This is a genomic window from Nonlabens sp. Asnod2-A12, assembly GCF_045063745.1.
Lineage (GTDB): Bacteria > Bacteroidota > Bacteroidia > Flavobacteriales > Flavobacteriaceae > Nonlabens > Nonlabens xylanidelens.
In genome coordinates, this window is the sequence record NZ_JBEFOB010000003.1 from 854512 (window position 1) to 880686 (window position 26175).

Annotated in this window: 21 protein-coding genes; 1 reads left to right on the forward strand and 20 read right to left on the reverse strand. The window is 32.3% G+C overall.

Annotation, left to right across the window (positions count from 1 at the left end):
- Position 1: 1 nt before the first annotated feature.
- From ACJJVJ_RS03960 to rfbB, 17 genes are all read right to left on the reverse strand, one after another.
- Entirely contained in the window at positions 2-1162 is a 1161-nt protein-coding gene (locus ACJJVJ_RS03960; protein ID WP_405369149.1) for a glycosyltransferase family 4 protein, read from the reverse strand.
- Positions 1152-2234 carry a glycosyltransferase gene (locus ACJJVJ_RS03965; protein ID WP_405369151.1) on the reverse strand — a complete coding sequence of 361 codons (1083 nt, stop codon included), beginning with the start codon at positions 2232-2234 and terminating at the stop codon, positions 1152-1154. Before ACJJVJ_RS03965 ends, ACJJVJ_RS03960 begins: the two co-directional genes overlap by 11 nt.
- A gap of 12 nt (positions 2235-2246) precedes the next feature.
- The gene (locus ACJJVJ_RS03970; RefSeq protein ID WP_405369153.1) at positions 2247-3359 is read right to left on the reverse strand and encodes a hypothetical protein; all 1113 of its coding nucleotides are present in this window, start codon (positions 3357-3359) and stop codon (positions 2247-2249) included.
- Positions 3356-4312: a glycosyltransferase family 52 gene (locus ACJJVJ_RS03975; RefSeq protein WP_405369155.1), complete on the reverse strand. Its 957-nt coding sequence runs from the start codon at positions 4310-4312 to the stop codon at positions 3356-3358. The genes ACJJVJ_RS03970 and ACJJVJ_RS03975 overlap by 4 nt, the downstream gene beginning before the upstream one ends.
- 15 nt (positions 4313-4327) lie before the next feature.
- Entirely contained in the window at positions 4328-5620 is a 1293-nt protein-coding gene (locus ACJJVJ_RS03980; protein WP_405369157.1) for a lipopolysaccharide biosynthesis protein, read from the reverse strand.
- Positions 5621-5660: 40 nt separating this feature from the next.
- Complete coding sequence (locus ACJJVJ_RS03985; protein WP_405369159.1) at positions 5661-6338, reverse strand: cytidylyltransferase domain-containing protein; 678 nt, start codon at positions 6336-6338, stop codon at positions 5661-5663.
- Entirely contained in the window at positions 6335-7378 is a 1044-nt protein-coding gene (locus ACJJVJ_RS03990; RefSeq protein WP_405369161.1) for a nucleotidyltransferase family protein, read from the reverse strand. Before ACJJVJ_RS03990 ends, ACJJVJ_RS03985 begins: the two co-directional genes overlap by 4 nt.
- A gap of 6 nt (positions 7379-7384) precedes the next feature.
- The gene (neuC, locus tag ACJJVJ_RS03995) at positions 7385-8539 is read right to left on the reverse strand and encodes a UDP-N-acetylglucosamine 2-epimerase (protein ID WP_405369163.1); all 1155 of its coding nucleotides are present in this window, start codon (positions 8537-8539) and stop codon (positions 7385-7387) included.
- Positions 8540-9547 (reverse strand): N-acetylneuraminate synthase, encoded by a 1008-nt coding sequence (gene neuB, locus ACJJVJ_RS04000; RefSeq protein ID WP_405369165.1) that lies wholly within the window; start codon positions 9545-9547, stop codon positions 8540-8542.
- Positions 9544-10218 (reverse strand): acetyltransferase, encoded by a 675-nt coding sequence (locus tag ACJJVJ_RS04005; RefSeq protein WP_405369167.1) that lies wholly within the window; start codon positions 10216-10218, stop codon positions 9544-9546. Before ACJJVJ_RS04005 ends, neuB begins: the two co-directional genes overlap by 4 nt.
- A complete protein-coding gene (locus tag ACJJVJ_RS04010) occupies positions 10163-11311 on the reverse strand; it encodes a LegC family aminotransferase (protein ID WP_405369169.1) in 1149 nt (382 codons plus the stop codon). The genes ACJJVJ_RS04005 and ACJJVJ_RS04010 overlap by 56 nt, the downstream gene beginning before the upstream one ends.
- 4 nt (positions 11312-11315) lie before the next feature.
- Positions 11316-12503, reverse strand: a complete 1188-nt coding sequence (locus tag ACJJVJ_RS04015) for a UDP-N-acetylglucosamine 4,6-dehydratase (protein ID WP_405369170.1) — start codon at positions 12501-12503, stop codon at positions 11316-11318.
- Between the two features lie 458 nt (positions 12504-12961).
- Entirely contained in the window at positions 12962-14239 is a 1278-nt protein-coding gene (locus tag ACJJVJ_RS04020) for a nucleotide sugar dehydrogenase (protein ID WP_405369172.1), read from the reverse strand.
- A gap of 45 nt (positions 14240-14284) precedes the next feature.
- Positions 14285-15253, reverse strand: coding sequence for an SDR family oxidoreductase (locus ACJJVJ_RS04025; protein ID WP_405369174.1), 969 nt, complete (start codon positions 15251-15253; stop codon positions 14285-14287).
- A 139-nt stretch (positions 15254-15392) separates the two neighbouring features.
- Positions 15393-16787, reverse strand: a complete 1395-nt coding sequence (locus tag ACJJVJ_RS04030; protein ID WP_405369176.1) for a nucleotide sugar dehydrogenase — start codon at positions 16785-16787, stop codon at positions 15393-15395.
- A 129-nt stretch (positions 16788-16916) separates the two neighbouring features.
- The gene (rfbA, locus tag ACJJVJ_RS04035) at positions 16917-17798 is read right to left on the reverse strand and encodes a glucose-1-phosphate thymidylyltransferase RfbA (protein WP_405369178.1); all 882 of its coding nucleotides are present in this window, start codon (positions 17796-17798) and stop codon (positions 16917-16919) included.
- A gap of 2 nt (positions 17799-17800) precedes the next feature.
- Positions 17801-18844: a dTDP-glucose 4,6-dehydratase gene (gene rfbB / locus ACJJVJ_RS04040; protein ID WP_405369180.1), complete on the reverse strand. Its 1044-nt coding sequence runs from the start codon at positions 18842-18844 to the stop codon at positions 17801-17803.
- 258 nt (positions 18845-19102) lie between these two features.
- Between rfbB and ACJJVJ_RS04045 the strand changes: the two genes are divergently transcribed.
- Positions 19103-20401 carry an OmpA family protein gene (locus ACJJVJ_RS04045; protein ID WP_405369181.1) on the forward strand — a complete coding sequence of 433 codons (1299 nt, stop codon included), beginning with the start codon at positions 19103-19105 and terminating at the stop codon, positions 20399-20401.
- A gap of 462 nt (positions 20402-20863) precedes the next feature.
- On the opposite strand, the gene ACJJVJ_RS04050 is transcribed toward ACJJVJ_RS04045, so the two are convergent.
- The 3 genes from ACJJVJ_RS04050 to tilS form a co-directional block, all read right to left on the reverse strand.
- Positions 20864-22681, reverse strand: a complete 1818-nt coding sequence (locus ACJJVJ_RS04050) for a DUF885 domain-containing protein (protein ID WP_405369183.1) — start codon at positions 22679-22681, stop codon at positions 20864-20866.
- An 87-nt stretch (positions 22682-22768) separates the two neighbouring features.
- The gene (locus tag ACJJVJ_RS04055; RefSeq protein ID WP_405369184.1) at positions 22769-24850 is read right to left on the reverse strand and encodes a protein-disulfide reductase DsbD family protein; all 2082 of its coding nucleotides are present in this window, start codon (positions 24848-24850) and stop codon (positions 22769-22771) included.
- Positions 24847-26175: a tRNA lysidine(34) synthetase TilS gene (gene tilS / locus ACJJVJ_RS04060; protein WP_405369186.1), complete on the reverse strand. Its 1329-nt coding sequence runs from the start codon at positions 26173-26175 to the stop codon at positions 24847-24849. The genes ACJJVJ_RS04055 and tilS overlap by 4 nt, the downstream gene beginning before the upstream one ends.

Genomic DNA, 26175 nt, shown 5'->3' on the forward strand with positions numbered 1-26175 from the left:
ATTAATTTGTTGATTCTATTAATGATTCATATTCTTTTAAAATTTCATTCCATATTTCTTTGCGATCGTAATTCTGAACTATTCTTGTTCTCGTGTTTTTTTTCAAAATGGCAAATAGCTCCTGATCATTAAACATTTCTTCCATAGCTTTTTCTAGAGGAAGATGCTGTTTTACTGGTACAATAAGCCCATTCATACCATTTTCAATTATTTCATTACAGCCATTAATATTAGAAACTACACATGGTAACTCCATAGCTGCCGCCTGCAATACAACGTTAGGAAAACCCTCTCTATAAGAAGGAAAGACTAAAGCATTTGAGGCTGCAAAATACGGACGCACATCAGTTTGATATCCTGTTGCTATAATTTTAGGGTGTTCATTAATATGTTTTAAAGTTATTGAATCTAAAGGATCTAGTTCTGTTTCTAAAGGACCTACTAGTAACAATGATACTGTATCATGACTAATTGAAATAGATACAAAAGCTTTAACTAGTTCATTTATTCCTTTATCACCTACCAATCTACCAACAAAAATGAATACAAAATCTTCAGAAGGAATGCTAAGTGACTCCTTTAAAACCGAGCTGTCATTTACAGAATACCTAGTAGGATCAAAGAATGTCGTATCTATACCGTTTGAACTACCATTTCCAATAATCTTAATTTTGGCTGTTGATGTTAATTTCTCTTCAACTATAAAATCCTTTAGTCCTTGTGAATTAGGATAAACTTTTGTAGCACATTCATAAGTTAGCTTTTCAACAATGTTTAAAACCTTTCTTTTTATTCCTCCAGCTTCCATTAACGGTAGTCCAGCTACAGTATGAAGTCTAATAGGCACTCTAGCAATATATGCAGATAACATACCTACAATACCAGCTTTGGGAGTATGAGAATGAACAATTTGAGGCTTTTCTTTTCTTAAGTATTTAACTAGTTTAAAAACAGCAACTAGATCCTTTAAAGGTGTAATTTTCCTTGTAAGTTCTAAATAGTGCGTTTTCACACCTTCCTTATCACCATAAACATTAAGCCGCTTATCCTCTGAAGAAATTGCAGTGACATCAAAGTGTTTACTCATAAAAGAAAGTTGACCTTCTAAAAGTTTTTCTAAAGAAATAGGGACCGTTGTGATACGTACTAACTTATGCCTCATTTAAAAGTTTTTTATAAAAATTAATATAATGCAGAACCATCTTATTTATATCAAAATCTTTTGCCCTTTCTAGTGACAAAATTGACATTTTTTCATAAAATTCTTCATCATCATAAAGCTTCAAAATCTCTTTTTTCAAATCATCTACATTGTTTTTCTCAAACAACAATCCATAACCTTTAACAATCTCTCTTACCCCAACTATATCACTAGCAATAACAGGAAGACCAGCTGCCATACCTTCCACTATTGCTAATCCAAAACCTTCACGATTGGATGATAAAATAGAAACGTCTGCATAGTTTAATAGTTGTGCAATATCATAACGATTACCTAAGAATACAACTCGATTATCCAACTTCAATGATCTAACCAACTTTTTATACTCTTCAATAAGAGTACCATCACCCACTAAAATTAATTTTATTCGTTCTGGTAATAATGGTAAACACCTAATAATTGATGCTTGATCCTTTTCTTTACGAAAACTAGAAATTTGAATTAACTTAAAATCCTCTTGTTTAAAAAACGAATAATTTCTGTGTAAACTAGAACTAAATGCCTTAACATCAATTCCATTATTTATTACAACTATACCCTTAAAAACATTCAAATGTTTTTCAAGACTTATCTTAACATCTATAGTAATACAAACTATTTGATCAATCTTTTTATAAATAAATCTATCAATTATTTTGAATAATACCCTATCTCTTCTTCGATTTCCTGTACTATGTTCTGTATAAATTAATTTAACTCTAGAAAAGCTAATGCACTTAGCTATAACTACCCAATAAAGTGCGGGAAATAAATGAACATGGATTAAATCATATTTTTTAAAAAAAGGAATAATTTTAAATATCAAAAAAGGATTGTAAATACTACCAGAAGTTAAACCTGTAATATTACTAGACGATTTAGTCTCTAACACATTCCAAAACTCTGTCTTTTCTGATTTTAACGATAAAACATCTACGGTTATTTTTTGTTTTTGATATAATGGAATACTATCGGCTACTAACTTCTCAGCTCCTCCAGTTGATAGGCTATTAATGATATGAAGTACTCTCATTATGTATATAGATTAATTTTGCAGCTCCTCTTGACCATTCACACTCTTAACATCTACACTTCCTAAGATTAAAAAAATAAGATAAAAGATTATGACATCGTTTAAACCTGTGAAAAAAAGTTTATCTGAAATCCCTCTTATCAGTAACACAAGTAATAGTCCTTTATAAAACAAGTCTCCTGCTTTTTTAAACAAGGCTTTAAAAATATAAAAAAAGATAATTAGTGAAAAAATACCGAAGTAATAATGTGCATTTAGAAATGAATTATGCAAATTAAATTCAAGATCTGCGTAAACACTATTATTGTCTAACGGAACACCGAGGATAAAATTAAATATATTATCAGACATGTCATTCAAATAATTAAATACAACAAGTTCTCTCGAAGAGTCATCTAACCCTCTATCCCTTAATTTAAACAAAGATAAATCTATAAATTTAGTTACCATAAGCTGTAGTCCATAAGCAGCAGAAATTATAGATGTAATGAGTAATAGAACTCCATATTTAAAAGTTTTTATGAAATTAATTTTTCTTAATTTCATAAAAACAATTAATGATAATAGTAAGGCTGAAGTTAAAATCCCAGCCCTACCTATACAATATAAAGATATAGTCATAGAAAGTAAAGCTGGCCATAATGGAATTTTTTTCTGGTATCTATATTTTTCAATATAATAATGTATTACTAAAATAAGGCAGTAAAAACTAACTATATTTCTACTTCTATTTACGAAAATATCATTTGCATCACCACCAGGAATTACATGCTGCAAAACAACAGCTGAATAGATAACTAAAAGTATTAGCTGTATCTGTGAGCCTATTTTTTTTTGCTGATATGATAATAATAGAATAGGATAGAACATAAAAAAGAGTCCTAAACTGGCATTATTATACGAATCACGCAAAACAAAACTGATCATCGATATGAGACTAAGAAGAACAAAAAATTTAACTTTGTTAAAATTTGCTTTCAAGAATTTAAATTCAAGAACAGAGATAATCACTAAGTACATTAGTATGATCTCTTTTGGAAAAAGATCTGGATTTATAAGTATCCCGTAAAATATCAAAAAATAAATAATAATGTAGAGCTTATATTTTAGAAGTTCAATTTTCATAGCTCAACAATTTTAACTCCTCTTTCTTTCAATATTTTATAACCTTTTTTAGGATTATCGATCATATCTCTATCTCCTACTGCTATACATATAACATTACAACCTTGGAGATTAATCAAAACAGTACTAAAAAAACTATAAATGATAAAGTTTACATTAGGAGAATCTTTCATACAAGTTAATATATAATCTTCAAATAGTAATTTAGAACTTATTATTTTTATCGATGAACTTAAAGACACGTCTTCTCTAGGATGTGGATAATACTCATCCACTTCTAAATTCCTTAATACAGCCTCTACAAAATCATAATCAGCATCTTTTTTTACTTCGAAAACAGGTTGTCCAACAAAGATTTTTCTAATCTCACTTTTATTACCGTTCGTTAATTCTTCCCTATTAAAAAAATTGAATTTTATCAACTTCTCAGGTGTAACAAATGGATTATTATCAAAAATAGTAAAATGCTTGTCTATCTTATTTCTAATATTAGTAGGATTACTTTCAACTTGGAATAAAAAATCCTTCAATTTAATCGAAAGTGATTTTTGCTTAATGTAATAATGACCTGATTCTGTAAGATTAGCAAGACCATCATCAAAAGAATATAAGTTTTGATAAGGTAATTTGTCAATTAATAGATGAATTAAACTATTATCAATTCCAGCTACAAACAGCTTATTAATTTCGATTTTCTTTAAATATCGTGCAACTATAAGTTCAAATCGAAAAAAATCAAGAACAGATCCTATTTTAGAAAACTTCATAGGTTTAAAAAACAAACATCTGTCAACTTTAGCTATCAAAAGGTTGTTATAATAAACTAATTTATCTGTATTGTTCTCATTTAATATAATGACGTAAAAATTTTCATCTTTGTAAATATCAACTATATATGTAGCTAACATAACTTGGAATACATTTTTGCATACTAAAACATTTGATTTTTTCATAAAAGATATAAGGTACTATTTAGAAGTTCTAAAGAATTCCAACCAAGGCATGTCGTAAACCTTATTACTATAATAAGCGACTAAAAGAAGGTTAATAAAACTAATACATACTGTAGAGTATGCGGCACCGATTGCACCTATTTTATTTATTAAAAGATAACTAAGAACTACTTGAAGAGACGCACAGAAAAAAGTTATCATAGCAAGATACTTTGTTTTTTTGACAAAGAAAATATAGTTGACAAAAAACAAATATATTCCTTGAAAAGTTTGAGACAAAATTGCCCAGAAAATAAATTCGGAAGCGCTAGCATACTTATCAGAAAAAAAATATTTTAAAATAAAATTTGAGCCTATAGTAAAAACAATGCACATAACGAGTAAACCTACTATTCCATAATAAGCTAATTTAACAAGACCTACTTTATTTTGATTTAACTTTTCAATGTTTTTTTCAGTTAACAATTTATACATGTAAGGTAGAAAAGCATTATTAAATGATAAGGTAAGGAATGAAATTAATATACCAAATTGAAATCCTGTCGCATATAAGCCTGTTTCAGCTTCGCCAATATATTTAGTGATAAATATTCTATCAACACCTGACCTCAACCAAAAACTCAATGAATGAGGGATTAAAGGTAAACCGAAAGCTAAAATAGCGATGATATAAGTTTTATCATAGTTGAACTTTAGGTAACCACGACTATAAATAATATATAAACTTAAAAAACCAAAAAGCAAACTAGCTATAAACATTCCATCTACTCTACCTATCCAGCCCATTTTATAAACAACAACAAGTGTTAATGATAATCCAATGTCTAAAACAGTTTTAGAAATTTCATAAACCCCAAAGCTAAATGGTTTATCTTCTAATCTCAACAACGTCAAATTTATGGTTGTGAAAGCAGAAGTCAGAGCCATTAGAACACTTAAATATTGGTATGTTTTGGGCAGTTTAAAAAAGGAATAAATTGTTTCATTTAAAAAAAATATTCCAATTATTAATATTAAACTCGATATAAGTATAAGTAGTATCCCATTAAAAATATACTTTGATAAATCTATTTTAGACAGTGTAAAATAATTAACACTAATAGCTCCATTTAATCCTAAAATTACAAATATGGATATTATAGATAATAGAACACTATAATTTGCAACAATACCATAATCACTTGGTATTAAATAATAACTAAGAACAGGTAAAATTAAAAAAGGAACAGCTTTATTAATCGCAGCACATAAAGTATATGTTAAACTTGATTTAAGCAACGGATGCTTAAGAATTTTATTAATATTCATTAACCTGATAATTGAAATAAACAGCCATAATTTTTGTGCTTCAGGCTTTAGTCATTAAAAAATGGGCATAATTAAAATCATCGATATCATCAATATCTATTGAACTGCTTCTATCCATAACATATCCATAAGAGCGTTCTGAGTAATATTTATTCTTAATTAATAAGTCTCTTTTGAATACATATATAGCACCATTAGGATAATATGTTGTTTTAATATCTTGCCTATTCTTAAGAAAATCACCTTCAAAAATATTTACAAATTTACCATCATCCTTAATTTCTTTATGCCAAAATATGGAATGAGATTCTTTACAATAGCTAATAACTGAATCGGCATTTTTATTAATAAATAGTTCTATTGCTTCGTCAATATGATGGCTTTTTCGCAATGGACTTGTGGGCTGTAAGACCACTAGATTTCTTACATTAGTAACATTCTCTTGATCAAAACGGTCTATTACATAATTAAGCACATCAATAGATCTAGAGGAATCTGTAGCTAAATTGTCAGGTCTAAGATAAGGAACTTGTGCTCCAAATTGTTTTGCTATTTTTGCTATATTAGGATCATCTGTACTAACTATTACCTCACTTATATGTTTAGAGTTTAATGCTGCTTCTACAGTATAAGCAATCATTGGTTTTCCCGCTAATAACTTTATATTCTTTCCAATTAGTCCTTTAGAACCGCCTCGTGCAGGTATGATTGCAATCATAATTTATGCTTGATAAATTCTTGAGCTTGTTTATAATCAGACGGTTTACCTATATCTATCCAAAATCCTAATATCGGATCAAATACTAATTTACCACCATCTGCAACCAATTTTTCCATTACGTCCGTAATATCACAATATTCATTTTTAGTCATTTGATCTATTAATGATTTCTTTAAGATATAAATACCAGCATTTGATTGGTAAATATAAGAAGGCTTTTCTTTGAAATCTGTTACTATATTATCATCTGTTTCAAACACAGCATAAGGTACATCTACTTTATATTCGGTAGAGGCTACTACCATATCTGCTTTTTCTTGAAGTAATAGTAAATACATCTCTTCAAAGTTAACGCTAGTAAACAAGTCACTATTCATAAGCAAAACGTGATCTGTATTGAATTTATCAACTAGTTTTAACGCTCCAGCTGTACCTAATGGTTCGTCTTCCCAAATGTACTCTATACTTATACCTTTTGAAGAACCATCACCAAAATAGTTTTCTAATTGTTCTCCCAAATATTTAACAGAAATATAGATTTTCTTTATTCCATAACTGATTAAGCGATCTATGTTGTGCTCTATTATAGGTTTACCTCCTAATGGCAGCATAGGTTTTGGTATCGTATCAGTTAATGGACTTAATCTTTTACCTCTACCTCCAGCCATTATCATACATTCCAATGGTAGCGTGGATTTTATTATATCTAAGTCAAAAACTCTGGATAATGTTCCATTTATATTTAATACTGGTAAGATTTTAATATTTTTATCTCTATAAGCTGATAAATCTATAAAGCCATTATTTTCAATATGATGGATAAAATTTTTATAACAAATTTCTTCAACTGATTTATTAAGATCTTGATCTAGAGACAATGACCTTCTTATATCTCCGTCAGTTATCGAGCCTATAATTTTATTCTCTTCATCTTTGACAAATAGTATTAATCTACTTATTTGTCTTATTTGATTAAGCTTATTAAGCGCATCTAGAACAGTCGATTTTGACTGAATAGTTATTTGGTTCAAGTCCATAAATTATTATTTTGGTAGGTCGTAGAAAGGCTTTTTCAATGATGACATATTAATACTCTTTAAAACATTAATAATTTGTTGAGTCGCTGTACCGTTTCCATATATATGAGTTTGGGTTTTAATTGCTTTCGCAAAAGCGTCACCTAAACCAGTCTTTAATGCTTTTTTTATATCTTCAAGTTCATTTGTGCATTGTATCACACTCTCTGATAGTAAACGTCCTGTCTGACGATCACCTATATTTATAGTAGGTATGTTGAAATACGGCACTTCTAGTATACCACTTGAACTATTCCCCAAGACTAAATCTACGTTTTCAAGCATACTGAAATACCTGAGTTGTCCTAACGACATAACTCCTATGGATTTAGAATTATTTAATGATGTATACTCATTAATCATTTTATTAATGATTTTTCCATCCTTATCTGAATTTGAATGTGTAAAGATCAAGAATGTGTCCTCTAGTTCATCGAGTGCTTTTAAAATAGCTTTAAACTGTTTTGCAGCACTAGAAGATTCTAAAGTTACTGGATGATAAGTAATTAGTATATTCTTCTTATTAAACTTAAAATTCAAATCATCTTCAAGTTCTTTATCACTCATTAAAGCTAAGCTCTTAATAGAATCTATGCCTATAGCTCCTACATCAAAGACCCTACTGGGATGTTCTCCTAGTTGTATAACTCTATTTCTATATTCACTTGCAGCGGTGAAATGAAGGTAGCTCATTTTAGTTATACTATGCCTTATACTTTCGTCATAAGCTCCTATAGTTGTTTCTCCTCCATGGATATGGATAATAGGTAAGTTTGCCACAGTAGCGGCTATGGCAGCACCTAACATTTCTGTTCTATCTCCTAAAATTACTAGAAAATCAGGTGAATCTTCGTCAATAACTTTTGAAAAGCCTTCTATAGCCTTAGATATTGTTCTACTAATGGCAATACTATCGTCTCCTTCATCTAAGCAAGGAAAGGAGTAATCAATTTTAAAACCTGAGTTGATAATCTCATTAATAGTATTTCCAAATCTATCGGACAAATGCATTGCAGTGACCCAAAGAGACAACTTAAAAAAATCATCATTTTTTAGCTCTTGAATCAATGGTCTTAACAAACCAAAGTCTGCTCTAGTTCCTGTGGCTACGGCAACTTTCATTTACAGTTTTATTAAATCATCGATGATATAATCCTTATTTGATGTAGATCCTAAGACCTCATCCCAATTCATAGGGCTTATTCCTGTTCCTGGTCTTTTAATGCCTATATTATCTATAGTTAATACTTCACCACTTTTTATAGGAGCTATAGCTACAATACTTTTTCTAGCTACCGGCCTATTTTTAAATTCTGATGGTGACGGTTCTTTAATACCTGAACCACTAATAGCCGTTTCAATATTCCTAATGGATTCTACCATTTGCTTGAGTTCAAGTGGTTCTAATGATGCACGATGATCAGGACCTGGTAAATTTCTATCTAAGGTAAAATGTTTTTCAATTACTGTTGCTCCTAGAGCCGTGGCAGCCACAGGAACTTCAATTCCTAATGTATGATCTGAATATCCTACCGAAACATTTAATTTCCTTTGTATATCTAACATTGCTAGTAAATTAACATCCTTCATAGGAGTTGGATACTCTGTATTACAATGTAAAATAGTTATATTTTCTTTTAAAACACCACAATCAAGCATTACCTTAAAAGCATCAGTAACTTCTTCCATAGAGGCCATTCCTGTACTTAAAATTATTTCTTTAAAGTTTTTTGCCATAGCTCTTAAATATGGCAAATTAGTTAACTCTCCAGATGGAACTTTGGCTAATTTGATTCCTATATTTTTTAAAAATAACAGACTATCAATGTCGAAACCAGTAGATAAGAATTTTACATTTCGTTTTTCACAATGTTTCATTAATTCAAAATGCATTTGCTCTGATAGCTCTAATTTTTTAAGCATATCAAATTGACTACTGTTGTCATTTGTGTTTTCTACTTGGTAATCAGCTTTTTTAGAGTCTTGAGTGACCAGTTTATTTGCTTTAAAGGTTTGAAATTTTACATAATCTACCTTAGCATCTGCAGCAGCATCTATTAGCTTCTTTGCTTTTTCGACATCACCATTATGGTTTACACCTGCCTCTGCAATAATAATTATTTTTTTCATAACATTCTTAAAGGGTTTCCAACCCATTTGCTATTATCAGGAATATCTCTAGTAACGACAGATCCAGCACCTATTATCACATTATCTCCCACAACTACACCTGGAGTAATCACAGCATTTGCCCCTATAAGAGTACTCTCGCCTATAGATACATTACCAGTTAATACAGCATTTGGAGCGATATGACTGTAAGCACCAATAACACACTCGTGTTCTATAGTTGCACCACTATTTATTATACATCCTTTTTTAATTAAAGCCCTGCTATTCACAATAGCTCCTGGAGCAATAAAAGTACTATACTCTATCATTGCCTTGTTTGAAACAATAGAGTTGGGATCTATTAATGTAAATTGATTTAATTTTTTAGATTCGAAAAACTCAACTAGTTTTTTCCTAATTTTATTATCTCCTACTGTAGGAAACACAAAATGAGAATCATCCATAAAATCGAGATCTGCATTCTGTTCATTTCCGAAATATTTTAAATCATAAAAATTCATAGAACCAGAACAGCGTTTAAAATCAAAATATCCTAAAACATTTATCTTTAGTTTAACCATTGTATCTAGAACTACAAAAGAATGTCCTGAATATCCTAAAATATAAACGTTTTTATTCAACAACACTGCTAGGAATATTGACAACTCGTTGTGAAAGCCACCTCGCATTGTCTAGATTAGTTTTCTGGCAACCTTTAAACATCACCATTTCCGTCATTAATTCCCATATGGGACGACACATGACCCCAGCCTCGTTAAGTTCTGTTAAAAAAGTTTGTTGTTGTTCTTTGTTTTCTAAAATTACCGCATTTAACCAGAAATTACTTTTTTCGTCAGCACGCTCTTCAAAAAAATTCATATCAATAGAACTAAAGAACTCTTGATAAGCTGATGCTAATTTTCGTTTTTGAATAAGTATAAATTCTAAGTTTTCCATTTGAGCCAAACCTAACGCAGCATTAAGATTAGGCATTCTATAATTATAACCTACCTGATCATGCACGTAATTCCACTTATGAGGTATTTTAGCTTGAGTACTTAGATGCTTTAATTTATCTGCTAAATCTTCATCATCAGTTATAACAGCACCACCACCACCTGTAGTGATCGTTTTATTACCATTAAAACTAAATGTCCCCATAAGTCCAAATGTCCCTAAAGACTTACCTTTATACGAACTACCTATGGCCTCAGCTGCATCCTCGATAAGAATTATATGGTGTTTGTCACATATACTTTTAATTTCATCAATACGAGCAGAATGACCAAATGTGTGCATAGGTAGACAAGCTCTTATTTTTTTTCCAGTACTTTTATTAAAACAAATATCATCTTTTAGAATAGTATTTTCATCTAAAAATTTTGATAAGGATAAAGGAGACATTCCCATGGTATCTTTATCTACATCTACAAAAACAGGTGATGCATGAGCATAAGAAATGGCATTAACCGTTGCTATAAATGTTAATGGTTGTGTAATGACTTCGTCGCCAGCTTCAACACCACTTGCTACCAATGCCAAATGTATAGCGTTAGTACCGTTTACACAAACGATACATCTTTTGGCACCTGTAAAATCCGCTATGGACTGTTCAAAATCATTTACAAATTGACCTACACTAGATACATATGTAGAATCTATACACTCTAAAACATATTTTTTTTCATTTCCTGAGAAATGAGGTATATGCAATGGTATAAATTCTTTCTGTTCATGAAACAGATCTCTTACTTTCTGAATTACTTTATTATAATTACCCATTATATTACATTTTACTATCTAAAAACTTACCTTTTTCTTCATGACTAAAATTAGGTAAAGTTTGTTTAAATAATTCTACAATTTGAGATTTTTGCCACTTCCTGGATTCTTTCAATTCATTTATAACAGATTCAAAGTGCCTTATTTTATCATCATTATCTAAATAATCGTTTTTAATAACTCCTAAATTCTCAAAACGCTCTAAGTCTATATTCTCATTTTCAGTATAAAATTCTTCATATGACTTTTCTCCTGTTGTATCTGACACAGTAAAATAACATGGCCACTTACCTTGTTGAGGCAAAGTATTTATAAGATCTCTTGCTTCTTGTTCAGATTCACATAGATGCGGTTCATAGCCTTTCTGTTTGAGATAGTTTACAGCAATATCTGCAAAAGATATAAGATCGAGACCTTGATCCAGATCTGGAAAGAAAATATCTCTATTTTCACCTAATAAACAAGACAATAAACACAGCTCTCCAGCTTCCTGTGGCACTACAAAATAACGTGTAACATCTGTAGGTGCTACTATGGGTTGTAATTTTTCTATTCTCTTGTTAAAACCATGAAGCAAAGATCCATCAGAAAAAGCAACATTTGCAAATCGAGCAGTTGAAATATTTAAATCCTGACTAGCTTTCATGATAAACATTTCCATAATTCTTTTTGAGGCACCCATCATATTAACAGGGTTTGCAGCCTTATCTGTAGAAACACAAAAATATTTTGAAACTCCTTTTTCTATAGATTGCTGTATTGATTTATATGTATTAAAAATATTAACATTAATCATGCGCATTAATGTAAAAGGATCCTTTTCACTGCGCACGTGCTTTAAAGCACTTAAGTTTAAAACATAATTGTAATTACCATCTACATCTATAAAGGCATCATATTCTAAACTACCTATATCTAATGCGAAAGTTTGGAAATCTCCTTCAATATAGCCAAAAGAACTTCTTATATCTCTAACAAGTTCAACAAGATTATTTTCACTTATATCGACCACGTGCAATTTTTTCGGATTTCTCTTAAAAATCTCCTTAACCACCGCCTGCCCAATGGAACCAGCACCACCAAGAACAAGAAAAGAGCTCGTACTCACTTTCTCCGTTAATATATTTTTATATTGTTCAATATCTTTCTCAAAAAGAAGATGATCACGTCCTATTAAATTAAGTACATTCATTATTTAAAGATTTCAAGTTATAGTTTAATTCAACTGTTGTAATGATTAAAACATTGTTTTAAATATTAATCATTTCATTAGCTTATGGATATACTCTTCTTTGTTTAAGTCATTTGTTATTTAGGGTATGGGGCCATTATATAGAAATCTTAGTCTATTATTTTAATAAAATTGGTTACCAATTGTGACTTTCACATTTAACAAAAATTATCAATTTAAAAATTCGAAAATCTATTTCAAAATTTAAAGCTACTATATAGTTGAGTCTTTGTTTCCATTAATTACCAAAGAAGAAAGTGATGTGAGCATCATAATCATTCTAAACAACTACTCAGCTAGCCCTTATATCTACTTCAATCTATTTATCATAACCTAGTATACAAAAATGCTATTCAATATAAGTCACTTTTAAGCAATCAATCGTTGAATATTAAACCGCTTTTAAGTAAATTTATAGATTATAATCTCTTATCTGCCTTATCTCCTAATACACCTTTAACATCATAAATAGCAACAACTTCTTTTGACAAAACATCTAGAGAAAGTTCTACAAACTCCTTATGAGCAACTGCAAGGATGATAGAGTCATAGGTTTTATCGTCTAATGATGTCAAATTACGCACCCCATATTCACGCTCTACTTCGTCAGGATTTGCTAGTGGATCATAAATAGTCACATCTACACCAAATTCTTTAAGATTAGATATCACATCAATAACCTTTGTATTTCTTACATCTGGACAGTTTTCTTTAAATGTAATTCCTAATACTAATGCTTTAGCATTCTTTACTTTGATATCTTTAGAAAGCATCAATTTAACTACCTCTCCAGCAACATAACTACCCATACCGTCATTCATTCTTCTACCTGCAAGAATAATTTCTGGGTGATAGCCTACTTCTTGTGCTTTTTGAGCTAGATAATATGGATCTACACCTATACAATGACCACCTACTAAACCTGGTGAAAAAGGAAGGAAATTCCACTTTGTGTTTGCAGCAGCAAGAACATCACTTGTATTAATTTCTAAACTATTAAATATTTTTGCTAGTTCGTTTACAAAAGCGATATTAATATCTCTTTGAGAGTTTTCTATGACTTTAGCAGCTTCTGCCACCTTAATGGTAGGTGCAAGATGTGTTCCTGCAGTAATAACATCTTTGTAAAGCGCATCTACTTCAACTCCTATTTCTGGATTACTACCAGAAGTTACTTTTAGAATTTTTTCTACGGTATGCTTCTTATCGCCTGGATTAATACGCTCTGGAGAATACCCTACAAAAAAGTCTACATTAAATTTAAGGCCACTTATTTTTTCTAAAACCGGCACACACTCTTCCTCTGTCGCTCCAGGATACACAGTCGATTCATAAACTACTATGTCTCCTTTTTTTAAGACTCTACCTACTGTTTCACTTGCTTTATAAAGCGGTGTTAGTATAGGACGGTTATTCTTGTCTACAGGTGTAGGCACAGTCACTATATACACACTAGAATCCTCTATATCATTACTATCTGTAGTACAATACAAGCCATTCTCATTGTTTTTTTCTTTTTTAAGTACTGCGGTAAGCACTTCATTTTCTACTTCTAGTGTGCTGTCTACACCAGTATTTAACTCTGCAACTCTTGGTTTATTGATATCAAAACCTATTACATTATATTTAGTTGCAAAAAGTCTAGCTAGAGGTAAACCTACATATCCTAAACCTATTATAGTTATTTTTTTTCTCATGATAACTTGGTTGATTGTTTTGCTTTAGCGAAAGTGGTATTATAATTACAGGTTAGACCAATACCATTCTACTGCCTCATCTAGCCCAGCCTTCAAATTAAATTGAGGTTGATATTCCAATAATCTTTTTGCTTTATCAATAGATGCCAAAGAATGAGGTACATCTCCTGCTCTTAAAGGACCATAAATAGTTTGTACGTCTAAAATAGTTTTGTCATGCTTAGATAACGACTGTTTTAATAAATCGATCAACATATTAAGATCAGTACGATCCCCATAAGCAACGTTAAAAACGGTATTTACCGCTTCAGGATGATCTGCAAGCATCGCTTTTTCATTTGCTTGAATTACATTATCTATGTAAGTAAAATCTCTAGAATAGGTGCCATCTCCATTAATAGTAGGAGATTGTTTATTCATTAATTGCTTAGTAAAAAGGGGAATCACAGCAGCATAAGCACCATTAGGATCTTGTTTGCGACCAAAGACATTAAAATATCTTAATCCTATGGTATTTAAACCGTAGGTTTTATAAAATACATCTGCATAGAGCTCATTCACATATTTTGTGATTGCATAGGGAGATAATGGTTTTCCTATCACTTCTTCTACCTTAGGCAAACTTTTAGAATCTCCATAAGTAGAAGAACTCGCAGCATAAACCATTTTTTTGACACCTGCCTCTTTACAAGCTACCAGCATATTTAAAAAGCCGCCTACATTAACATCGTTAGAAGTTATAGGGTCTTTTATCGATCTAGGAACACTACCTAAAGCTGCCTGATGTAATACATAATCTCTTCCTAAAACTGCCTTATGACAAGTGTCTAGATCACGTATATCTCCTTTTAAAAAAGAAAAATTATCTTTATCTTGAAGAGGTTCTATATTACTCATATGACCTGTAGCAAGATTATCAAGACCTAACACATCGTGTCCTTTCCCAACAAAATATTCACAAAGATTACTACCTATAAATCCCGCAGCACCAGTAATTAGTATTTTAAATTTCATGTAAACCCCTAGTTTCTAACCCCTACCGAAAGAGATAATAATTATTTTTTATTCAATTTGCAAATATACTAAGTTTTATAAGAGAAATGCACCACTCCTTTTAAGATAGTGTTACCAAATCAGATTTATTATAAACATGTTAACCCTTCCCTATAGTATAAACATCAAAACCTATTTGCTTCATTTTTTCATGATCTAGAAGCATACGTCCATCAAACAAAAATGCTGGTTTAAGCATGTGTTCATAAATCTGTTTCCAATCGTATTGCACAAACTCGTCCCACTCTGTTAAGACAGCTGTTGCATGAGCATTTTCTACAGCTTTCATAGGGTTGTTTTCTACCTTAAGCAACCTTCTATTCTCCTCATCGCTTCTAGTCCCTAAATAATTAAGATCACTGTAAATTTGCTCGTTGGTCACCTTAGGATCATAAACAGTAACTTCTGCCTGCTCATTCAACAAGTAATCTGCAACATAGATAGCAGCAGACTCACGAGTGTCATTTGTATCTTTTTTAAAAGCCCATCCTAAAAGAGTGATCTTTTTTCCTGAAACTGTATTAAAAAGAGTCTTAACAATTTTCTTTGCAAATCGCCTTTTTTGATGATCATTCATTATAATCACTTGCTCCCAATAATCTGCAACCTCTTGCAGTCCATAAGTTTGAGCTATATAAACTAAATTTAAAATATCTTTCTGAAAGCAAGACCCTCCAAAACCGACTGAAGACTGCAAGAATTTAGCACCTATACGGGAATCTGTCCCAATAGCACGAGCGACTTCATTAACATCTGCCTCAGTTACTTCGCATAATTCGGACAGTGCATTTATACTACTGACACGTTGAGCTAAAAAAGCATTTGCAGTAAGCTTAGATAATTCTGAAGACCATACGTTTGTCGTCAATATTCTTTCTTGAGACACCCAATTTGAATACACATCAACCAAAGCCTGTTGTGCTTTCTTACCTTTCTCTGTATTCTCAGCCCCTATAAGAACTCTGTCTGGATTCAATAAATCACTCACCGCAGTTCCTTCAGCAAGAAACTCAGGGTTAGATAAAATATCAAAATGAACTCCATTACCTGTATTATCGAGGATACTTCTCAATGCTTCGGCTGTTCTAACAGGCAACGTAGATTTCTCAACAATTATTTTATCCGTAGTCGCTACCTCGGCAATTTGCCTAGCACACAATTCGATGTATTTCAAGTCTGCAGCCATTCCTTTCCCTACTCCATAAGTTTTTGTAGGAGTATTGACAGAAATAAATATCATATCTGCATCAAGAATTGCTTGATTTACATCTGTAGTAAAGAATAAATTCTTACCACGAGTCTTTTTAACAAGGTCTGACAATCCAGGCTCATAAATAGGAATATTACTGACATCAGGATCGTTCCAAGAATCAATTCTCTTTTTATTAATATCTACTACGTTTACTTTTATATGAGGGCACTTTGCGGCTATCATAGTCATAGTAGGACCTCCTACATAACCAGCCCCAATACAACATATATTACTTACTTTCATAATCATTTTCTTTACTTAAGGATCTTTTGTCAAAAATCGATTTCCATCTCCTAAACCTACAACCGATAAACAAAAGTAATTTGTTTTTATTACTCCTATCGGATAGATCATAGAAATATGACACTTATTCTATTTTTTAATACGTAAAACTACTTGCTTTATATAATCATAGTAATCCCCTTTTAAGTCTTTAACCTGCAATTGCAATTCTTCTGGAGATATCCATTTCTGCATTAACGCTATTTCTTCTAAGCAAGAAATTTTGAGCCCTGTTCTTTTTTCTACAGCTTTCACAAATTCTGTAGCTTCTGTCAAAGCCTCGTGCGTACCAGTGTCTAACCAAGCAAAACCACGACTTAAAATTTGCATATCAAGACATTCTTCTTTTAAGTAATACTGATTTACGGCAGTGATCTCTAGCTCTCCTCTTTTAGATGGCTGAAGTCCTTTAGCTATTTTTATAACTGAATTAGGATAAAAATAAAGTCCGACAACTGCATAGTTAGAATTGGGTTTCTCTGGTTTCTCCTCGATACTCGTTACATTTCCTTGCTTATTAAAAGTCGCAACACCATAACGCTCAGGATCTTTTACATAGTTACCAAAAACAACTGCCACATGATCCTTCTCTACTTTTTGAACTGCGCGTTCTAATAAATCAGAAAAACCGGCACCATGAAAAATATTATCTCCTAGCACCAATGCTACAGAATCATCACCTATAAAATCTTCTCCTAATATAAAAGCTTGTGCAAGTCCATCAGGACTAGGCTGCACCATATATTCTATTTGTATACCAAACTTACTACCATCACCTAATAAGCGTTCAAAATTATGAATATCACTAGGGGTAGAAATTAATAGAACTTCCTTAATCCCTGCCTGCATAAGAACAGACAGTGGATAGTACACCATAGGCTTATCATAAATAGGTAACAATTGTTTACTGACCACTAGGGTTAATGGATGCAATCGTGTACCAGATCCACCTGCTAGAATAATTCCTTTCATAATTATTGGTATTGGTTTTTATAATAATCTTGATATGTTCCAGTCGTGATGTTCTTTAACCACTTATCGTTATTTAGATACCAGTTAATGGTGCGTTCTAATCCTTCTTCAAAATCAAGTGATGGCACCCAATTGAGTTCTTTACTTATTTTAGTCGCATCGATAGCATAGCGCAAATCATGTCCCGGCCTATCCTTAACAAAAGTAATAAGCTTTTCACTTTCACCCACATCGTTACTCAAAGCCTCGTCCATCTTCTTACAAAGCAACTTTACTAAATCAATATTTTTCCATTCGTTATGACCTCCTATATTATAAGTCTCGCCTTTTTTACCATTATGAAAAATAACATCAATAGCTCTGGCATGATCTTCTACAAACAGCCAATCCCTAGTGTAATTACCATCTCCATAAACAGGTAAAGGCTTTTCTTCTATGATATTGTTTATGAATAAAGGAATTAATTTTTCAGGAAACTGAAAAGAACCGTAATTATTAGAACAATTAGAGATGACAATAGGTAATTTATAGGTCTCTCCATAAGCTCGAACAAAATGATCTGAACTAGCCTTTGAGGCAGAATATGGAGAATTAGGATCGTAAGAAGTTTCTTCAGTAAACAAACCAGTTGCACCGAGAGAACCATATACTTCATCGGTGCTTATGTGATAGAAAACACCATCAGAATCTGTTTTGTGCTTTTTGTAGGACTCTAGTAAATTAAGAGTTCCTATTATATTAGTTTTTGCAAAGGATAATGGATCTTTAATAGAACGATCTACATGAGACTCTGCAGCTAGATGAATAACACTATCAAATCTTAATTCTTCAAAAACTTTATCCAACTCCACCTCGTCCGTTATATCAAGTTTAAGAAAATGATAATTAGCAGCCTCTTCTATATCTGTAAGATTTTCCAGATTCCCAGCATAGGTAAGCGCATCAAAATTATAAACCTCATATTGAGGATATTTATTTACAAATAAACGTGCCACATGCGACCCTATAAACCCAGCACCACCAGTAATCAATATTTTTTTGCCCATATAATTTAAAGTATAATCTTATAACAGTATCGTTTTCGCGAAAGCAAAATCAACATAAACAACAAATCTACAAACATCTTTTAACGAATAGTAATATATCCATACACAATTAAAACACATCATAATTACTAGATAGTAGAGGCAACACAATCAACCTCGTTTAAAAAATACTTTAATTTTACAAAAATTTAAAACTTTAAACCAATGGTGTTTTCAATATATTTATATATTTGCATTTGAAAGCAAGTTAAAATACTTATGAAAAAATTAGTTACATTATCATTTATAGCATTAGGGTTTTTAACCTCTACTGCTCAGACTACAGAAGAAGTAGAATCTGTATCAAACGGACCAGAACTTAAAAAATGGGCCATAGACCTAGGTGCTGGAATTAATAAACCAGTAAGACCATTATCTAGTGGTGCATTTGTCAACACACCATCACTTTACCAAGTTGATTTAGGTGTAAGATACATGTTCAACAACAAATTTGGTGTTAATGCTGACTTCGGTTATGACAATATCGAAGGAGATAAAGAAAGTATTGATTTTGAATCAGACTACTACAGATTTACACTGGAAGGTGTTGTTAATGCTGCAGAGATATTAGGAGCAAGAGAATGGACACAACGTTTTGGTTTATTATTACATGGTGGTATGGGAGTTTCTTTTCTTAAAGGATCTGACGCACGTTATCAAGATACAGACCACATGCTTAACTTCCAAGCAGGTGTTACTCCACAAATTAAGTTAACTAATAGTTTAGCTTTATTCGGAGATCTTTCTATTTTAGGTCACGTAAGACAAGACTTAACATTTGATGGTGTTGACAGAGGTGTAAAAAGAGGTTTTGACGGTTTTCTTGTTAACGCATCTGTTGGTATTACTTTATACTTAGGATCTGGAGATACTCCAGCTGATTTTGCGGAAAGCCCAATCAACGCTAAAGTTGAAGACATCGCTGCTAAAATGGAGAAAATGGCTCAAGAAAATGGTGATGATGACCAAGATGGTGTACCAAACTATTTAGATAGAGACAACAATACTGAAAGTGGTGTTCGTGTAGACAGTAAGGGTCGTGCAATTGACTTGAACAAAAACGGTATTCCAGATGATATGGAAAGCGCTTTAGATTCTCGTTTTGCTACACCTTCTGACTTACAAACTGCAATCGCTGGTAACAACGGTGCTAATGGTAACAATAAGAACCTTGTGAAGCAATTAATCAACGAAGGTTATGTAAATGTATATTTCAAGTTTAATAGTACTAAGCCAGCTACTTTCTCTTTAGGAGCTATTAATACTATCGTTCAATACATGAAAGATAACCCAAGTGCAACTGCTACTCTTACAGGTTTTGCTGATGAGATAGGAAGTCCTGCTTATAACAAAAACCTATCTGAGCGTCGTGCTAAGATGGTTAACGATGTATTAACTGCTGCTGGTATCGACGCAAGTCGTTTAAGCCATAATGGTGACGGTGAAGATGCATCTGTTGATAAGAACAGTGCTGAAGCTAGACAATTAGTAAGAAGAGTTACTTTTAGAGTTAACTAATATTACTCAAGTCATATTAAATTTAAAAGAGCCGCAAATTGCGGCTCTTTTTTTATGTCTAATTTTAAAATAGCCATTGAATTATCAAGGTTTTATATAGCTAAATATCTACTTACTTACTTACTTACTGATTAACATGTTAAACATCGCTATAACAGACACTCCATAACATCAACATAGCCAATACCAATTCTTAAACTAGAATAAGATATATCTATCTATCGAATTCAAATAGCTACACAAATCATCTTATCAAGGCATCTTGTCATCACTTCATAAGGATAAATTATAAGGCTATCAAGCTACTCTTCTCATTGAACCAGTTAACTCGGTACCAAGCAGATTATCAACTTCTCATATTTACCTTCTTTAAATAAGAATTTAACAACCTATATTTAACATATAAAAAAAGGTTACCGAGCAAACGATAACCTTTTAACCATGTAATCTATACAAAAGCCATTACTGCTTTTTACTCTGTATGTATGCTTTTACTTGTTTTTCTAATACAGTTAATGGTAATGCTCCACTAGTAAGAATTACATCATGAAACTCCTTGATGTCAAAATCATCACCCAGCTCAGCCTTCGCCATTTTTCTTAAGTCTAAAATCTTATTCATACCAACTTTATAAGCAGTCGCCTGAGACGGCATAACTATATGGCGTTCCACCATCTTCACAGCATCTATCTCTGCATTAGGAGTATTAATTACATAATATTTAATCCCATCATCCCTACTCCATTTTTTGGTATGGATTCCTGTGTCGACAACAAGTCTACAAGCCCTCCACAACTCCATAGCTAATCTACCAAAATCACTATAAGGATCTTCATACTTTCCTATTTCCTTAGGTATCAATTCAGAATAAAGTCCCCAACCTTCTACATAAGCCGTATAGAAACTATGTTTTCTAAAATCTGGTATTCCTTCTAATTCTTGCGCAATAGCAATTTGCATGTGATGCCCTGGTATTCCTTCATGGTAAGCTAAAGCTTCCATCTGATAACTAGGCATTGCTTTCATTTTATATAAATTAGCATAATAAGTTCCTGGCCTACTTCCATCGATAGCTGGCTGTTGATAGAATGCTTTTCCTGCACTTGCCTCACGGAAAGCCTCTACAGCTTTTACCTTAATATCTGCTTTGGGCTTCGTAATAAACAACTGGTCCAGATCTCCTTTCATATCTTCTATGATAGCAGTAGCTTCTTTAAGATACTCTGCTTTTCCAGAAGCATCATCACTATAATAAAACTGCTCATCTTCTCTCATAAACTTGAAAAAATCATGAAGGGAACCATCAAAATTCACTTTCTTCATAATTTCTTCCATTTCTCCATGTATACGCGCCACTTCAGAAAGACCTAATTTATGAATTTCATCTGCTGTCATATCAGTGGTCGTAGTTTGTTGTAAAGCATATTCATAAAACTCATCACCTTTAGGAAATTTCCATACACCATCTTCCAAAGTTGCTCTTTGTTGCTGATTTTCTAAAGTCGCTATTAATGTTTTATAACCTGATTCTACTTCGTTTTGAAGTGCCAGTACAGCTTCTTCTTCTAGTTGTTTTCTCTCTTCTGAAGACAGCTTTAATTTAGAAATCTTATTTAAAAAATCTTCCATTAACGTGCTGTTATTTTTACTATCGTTAAACGGATAGCCATCTATAACATTTCTACTGTCCTTTAGTACATGATGAAACACAAAGCGTGGCATCATAATACCATTATACTCTCTTAACTTTAAGTTCTCAGATAGTTGCTCAAAAAGTGGCTGGATTCCTTTTAATCTAGATATATACGCCTTAGCATCCGAAACGTTATCTATCCTGTGTTGATTTATTAAAAACGCAGGGATTTCAGACTGCATTCCGTGCATTTGATTTACTGGATAAGTATATAATCTGTAATCAAAGTTTGCGATTCCTTGTTTCTGCTTTTGATAATACAAGTCATAACTCAATCGATCCTGGCCGGAAAGTCCTTCTTTATGAATAGAATCTCTTAAATAAGCTAACCTTCTTTCTGCTATCTTCTTAGATTCTAGCTCGTGGTCTGATGATATATCTGTCCACTTTCCATAATTCTCTTTGCTTCCCATAGAAGTTTGCATCTGTGGATCACGAGATAAATCTTCCTGAAATTGAACCGCTAGCCAGTCATTAAATTGGGCAGCTTTTTCTGTACTATTTGCTTTTACAAAAGCGGTATCTTTTCCTTCTTCTTTACAAGAAATAAGCAGCACCAGCGCCACTATAACTATTATTTGTTTCATAAATATATATTGAACCCTAAAGATACTCTAACAAAAAAACCGATTCAAAATTGAATCGGTTTTTAAGATTTTTTTAAGGTTATTAAATTATTTTTTTAAGCCTTTCTTTAACCACGCTGCATATTCTTCAATATTTGGGGTGTAATCTATGGGGTTATGATCTTCAAGTTTATTTCCGTTTTTATCTAAAATAGCGTAATAGGGTTGAGCTGCTATACTATACTCACGTTTCTGAAATTCATACCACTTATCCCCTATTGTCCTTACTTTTCCATCTAAAATTTCAGACTCATATTGCTCATTTAGTGGCAAATTATTAGCATCATCTACATATAAAGAAATAAGCACATACTCTTCCTTTAACATTGTTAAAACACGTGGATCTGACCAGACTCTCTCCTCCATCTTACGACAGTTCACACAAGCCCAACCAGTAAAATCTAACAATACTGGTTTACCCACTTTTTTAGCATAAGAAACACCTAATTCATAATCATCAAAAGCTATAATATCATGCACCGTTAAATGTGCTCCTTCAGGAAGAATTAAATTAGGATCTAACTCCCTATAACCAACGCCTCTAGGAGATTCAGCATAGTTTAATGGTGGCGTAAATCCAGATACAATTTGAACAGGTGCTCCCCATAAACCAGGAATTAAATAAATTGTAAAGGATAAAACAATAAGACCTAACAATAATCTCCCTACTGAAATATGACTCTCAGGACCATCATGCGGTAGTCTTATTTTACCAAAAAGATATAATGAAAGACCTCCAAAAACAGCTATCCATAATGCTATGAACACTTCTCTATCCACAAAATGGAATTGATAGACTAAATCTGCCGATGATAAGAATTTTAAAGCGAGTGCTAATTCTAAAAAACCTAAAACAACTTTTACTGTATTTAACCAGCCACCTGATTTAGGCAAAGAATTCATCCATCCTGGAAAAATAGCAAATAAAGTAAATGGTAAAGCTAGTGCTAGTGAAAAACCAAACATTCCTACGATAGGAGCAATACCACCTTTTGACGAAGATTCTATAATTAATGACCCTACAATAGGCCCTGTACAAGAAAATGATATAATAGCTAACGCCAAGGCCATGAAAAAGATTCCTATTACTCCTCCTTTATTTGAATTAGCATCCATTTTGTTAGCCCATGATTGAGGCAATGTAATTTCAAATGCACCTAAAAAGGAAGCCGCAAAAACCACTAGAATAGTGAAGAAGGTCATATTCACCCATACATTAGTTGCAAGAGCATGTAATATTCTATCACCAAATACTGCTACAACAACAGTCCCTAGTAAAACATAAACTACTATTATAAAAAAACCATACAAAAAAGCTTTACCTATTCCCGATGCTCTATTAGCACTTTGTTTAGTAAAGAAACTAACCGTAAGCGGTATCATAGGAAACACGCACGGTGTAAGAAGCGCTGCAAAGCCAGAAAGAAATGCAACTATAAAAATACCCCAAAGACTACGATCCTCATCTTCTCCCTGAGTATCATCTTTTAATTCTTCGTTATTTTTTTTTTTAGTTTCTTCTTCTTTTACCTTTTCAGTATCTGTCGCAAGATTTTTATGAATTTTTTTCTCCTTAATAGAAGATGCGTCTGGCGCACCAGCAACTATAGGTTCTTTATCATCATCAAGATATTTTTCTATAATATCAAATGCTCCTGCAGGTATTACTGCATCAGGTTTTATTTTAAAACTCACGCCTTTATCTGTAGGACGCAAACACATCTCATCATCACAAGTTTGATAAAAAGCACTTGCAATTATATATTCTAGATCTGAATCTAAAACCTTTATCTTCTGTTTAAAAACAGCTATATCAGTAAATTCATATACATTAAATTCCCATATATCAGAATAAGCAGTGTAAGATCCTGTTTCTTTATTCTCTCCTATCAATTCTATTTTACCTTCTACATCATAGAAACTAATGCTGGTAGGTATAGGACCAGAATTCTCTTCTGGCAATATAACTTGAGAATTAATGTGCCAGCCAGGTTCCATGGTGGCAGTTGTAATTAATTCATATTCATTATCTGTCAACTTTATTACCTCACCAGACCATGAAACAGGATCTTCTTGGGCCGTTAATTGTAAAGAAACTAAAGCTATTAAAGCAAAGAGAAGTTTTCTCATAGTTTTATTGTTATTTCTATAATGGATTGTGTTCTACTCGTTATCGTATGGTGTTGACTGGCTCTTTTTCCTACCAGCCATATAAGGTCGTTACCACTTGTCAATACTAAGGCTTTTTCTCGTTTTAAAGAAGAGATTTTACTATCCGTTAATAAATCACTTATTAACTTACTTCCTTTCATTCCATATGGCTGCATGCGGTCTCCGTGCTGCCATGTTCTTAATATTAACGGCATTATTAACTTACTAGTGTCTATAAATAATTTATTCTTACTACTATTATTCTTCACATAAGTAAGTAAATCGTCATTCTCTATATGTTTTATTTCTAAACAGACCTCCGTGATCGTAACAGCTGTAGTTGTTTCATCAATTTCTATGTACACTTCATTGATATGATTTGCCTCAGAAAGAATTAAAACATCACGATCTTTTACCAACCTCATCTCACCAGATTTAATAGTTTTCCCATTCTCAGAATCTAAGAGTTTTACCGCGTCCTGTATATTAAAACGATAGTCTTTTAGAAGTTCAAAAAGATAAGCATCTGGTTTTAAAGTCTCTTTTAATAACTCGATATTAATTTCTAGGTTACCTGAGACTGTTTTAGTTCCGCTTTCGCGAAAGCGTGCCACCTCAACATCTTGCAACATTTCTGAGTTTTTTAGATAGCTCAAAGTACTAGAAAAATTACCCTCGAGATGTGGTAACGCATCATGAAGTAAAGGAATTACATCGTGTCTTAATTTATTGCGTAAATATTTAGTAGAGCTATTACTACTGTCCTCACGCCACGCTATACGGTTATGTGTAGCATAATCACTTATCTGCTCTCTAGAAAAAGGCAATAAAGGTCTAGAAATAAAACCATTGCGCTCTCTTATCCCTGTAAGTCCATGCAGTCCCGCGCCGCGTCCTAGATTAATTAAAAATGTCTCTAATTGATCATCTAGATGGTGTGCCACGAGAATATGCTGGAACTTCTTATCTACAGCGATTTTATCAAAAGCATCGTACCTTAAGTCTCTAGCAGCCATTTGAATAGATATATTTCTATCTTGAGCTACTTGCGATGTATTAAAATGTAACACATGTAGTTTACGCTCCAAATTTGCAGCCATTTCTTCTATAAAAAACTGATCTCCATCACTTTCTGAATCTCTTAAATGGAAATTACAGTGAATGAGTTCAAAATTTAAGTCCAATTGATGTAGCAAATGAGCTAAAACCGTACTGTCTTTTCCACCACTTATTGCAACGGCAATAGATGTTGTAAAAAATTCTGAAAAATGGATTTGTATATGATTTTTAAACGCTGCTAGCAT

Bases quoted from the DNA above. Each gene is read 5' to 3' on its own strand.
- rfbA (WP_405369178.1), bottom strand. From the start codon at position 17,798: ATGAAAGGAATTATTCTAGCAGGTGGATCTGGTACACGATTGCATCCA.
- ACJJVJ_RS04055 (WP_405369184.1), bottom strand. From the start codon at position 24,850: ATGAGAAAACTTCTCTTTGCTTTAATAGCTTTAGTTTCTTTACAATTA.
- ACJJVJ_RS03970 (WP_405369153.1), bottom strand. From the start codon at position 3,359: ATGAAAATTGAACTTCTAAAATATAAGCTCTACATTATTATTTATTTT.
- ACJJVJ_RS04050 (WP_405369183.1), bottom strand. From the start codon at position 22,681: ATGAAACAAATAATAGTTATAGTGGCGCTGGTGCTGCTTATTTCTTGT.
- neuC (WP_405369163.1), bottom strand. From the start codon at position 8,539: ATGAAAGTTGCCGTAGCCACAGGAACTAGAGCAGACTTTGGTTTGTTA.
- ACJJVJ_RS04005 (WP_405369167.1), bottom strand. From the start codon at position 10,218: ATGCGAGGTGGCTTTCACAACGAGTTGTCAATATTCCTAGCAGTGTTG.
- ACJJVJ_RS03990 (WP_405369161.1), bottom strand. From the start codon at position 7,378: ATGGACTTGAACCAAATAACTATTCAGTCAAAATCGACTGTTCTAGAT.
- ACJJVJ_RS03965 (WP_405369151.1), bottom strand. From the start codon at position 2,234: ATGAGAGTACTTCATATCATTAATAGCCTATCAACTGGAGGAGCTGAG.
- ACJJVJ_RS03980 (WP_405369157.1), bottom strand. From the start codon at position 5,620: ATGAATATTAATAAAATTCTTAAGCATCCGTTGCTTAAATCAAGTTTA.
- ACJJVJ_RS04020 (WP_405369172.1), bottom strand. From the start codon at position 14,239: ATGAGAAAAAAAATAACTATAATAGGTTTAGGATATGTAGGTTTACCT.
- ACJJVJ_RS03960 (WP_405369149.1), bottom strand. From the start codon at position 1,162: ATGAGGCATAAGTTAGTACGTATCACAACGGTCCCTATTTCTTTAGAA.
- ACJJVJ_RS04015 (WP_405369170.1), bottom strand. From the start codon at position 12,503: ATGAATGTACTTAATTTAATAGGACGTGATCATCTTCTTTTTGAGAAA.
- ACJJVJ_RS03985 (WP_405369159.1), bottom strand. From the start codon at position 6,338: ATGATTGCAATCATACCTGCACGAGGCGGTTCTAAAGGACTAATTGGA.
- rfbB (WP_405369180.1), bottom strand. From the start codon at position 18,844: ATGGGCAAAAAAATATTGATTACTGGTGGTGCTGGGTTTATAGGGTCG.
- ACJJVJ_RS04025 (WP_405369174.1), bottom strand. From the start codon at position 15,253: ATGAAATTTAAAATACTAATTACTGGTGCTGCGGGATTTATAGGTAGT.
- ACJJVJ_RS03975 (WP_405369155.1), bottom strand. From the start codon at position 4,312: ATGAAAAAATCAAATGTTTTAGTATGCAAAAATGTATTCCAAGTTATG.
- neuB (WP_405369165.1), bottom strand. From the start codon at position 9,547: ATGAAAAAAATAATTATTATTGCAGAGGCAGGTGTAAACCATAATGGT.
- ACJJVJ_RS04045 (WP_405369181.1), top strand. From the start codon at position 19,103: ATGAAAAAATTAGTTACATTATCATTTATAGCATTAGGGTTTTTAACC.
- ACJJVJ_RS04010 (WP_405369169.1), bottom strand. From the start codon at position 11,311: ATGGGTAATTATAATAAAGTAATTCAGAAAGTAAGAGATCTGTTTCAT.
- ACJJVJ_RS04030 (WP_405369176.1), bottom strand. From the start codon at position 16,787: ATGAAAGTAAGTAATATATGTTGTATTGGGGCTGGTTATGTAGGAGGT.
- tilS (WP_405369186.1), bottom strand. From the start codon at position 26,175: ATGCTAGCAGCGTTTAAAAATCATATACAAATCCATTTTTCAGAATTT.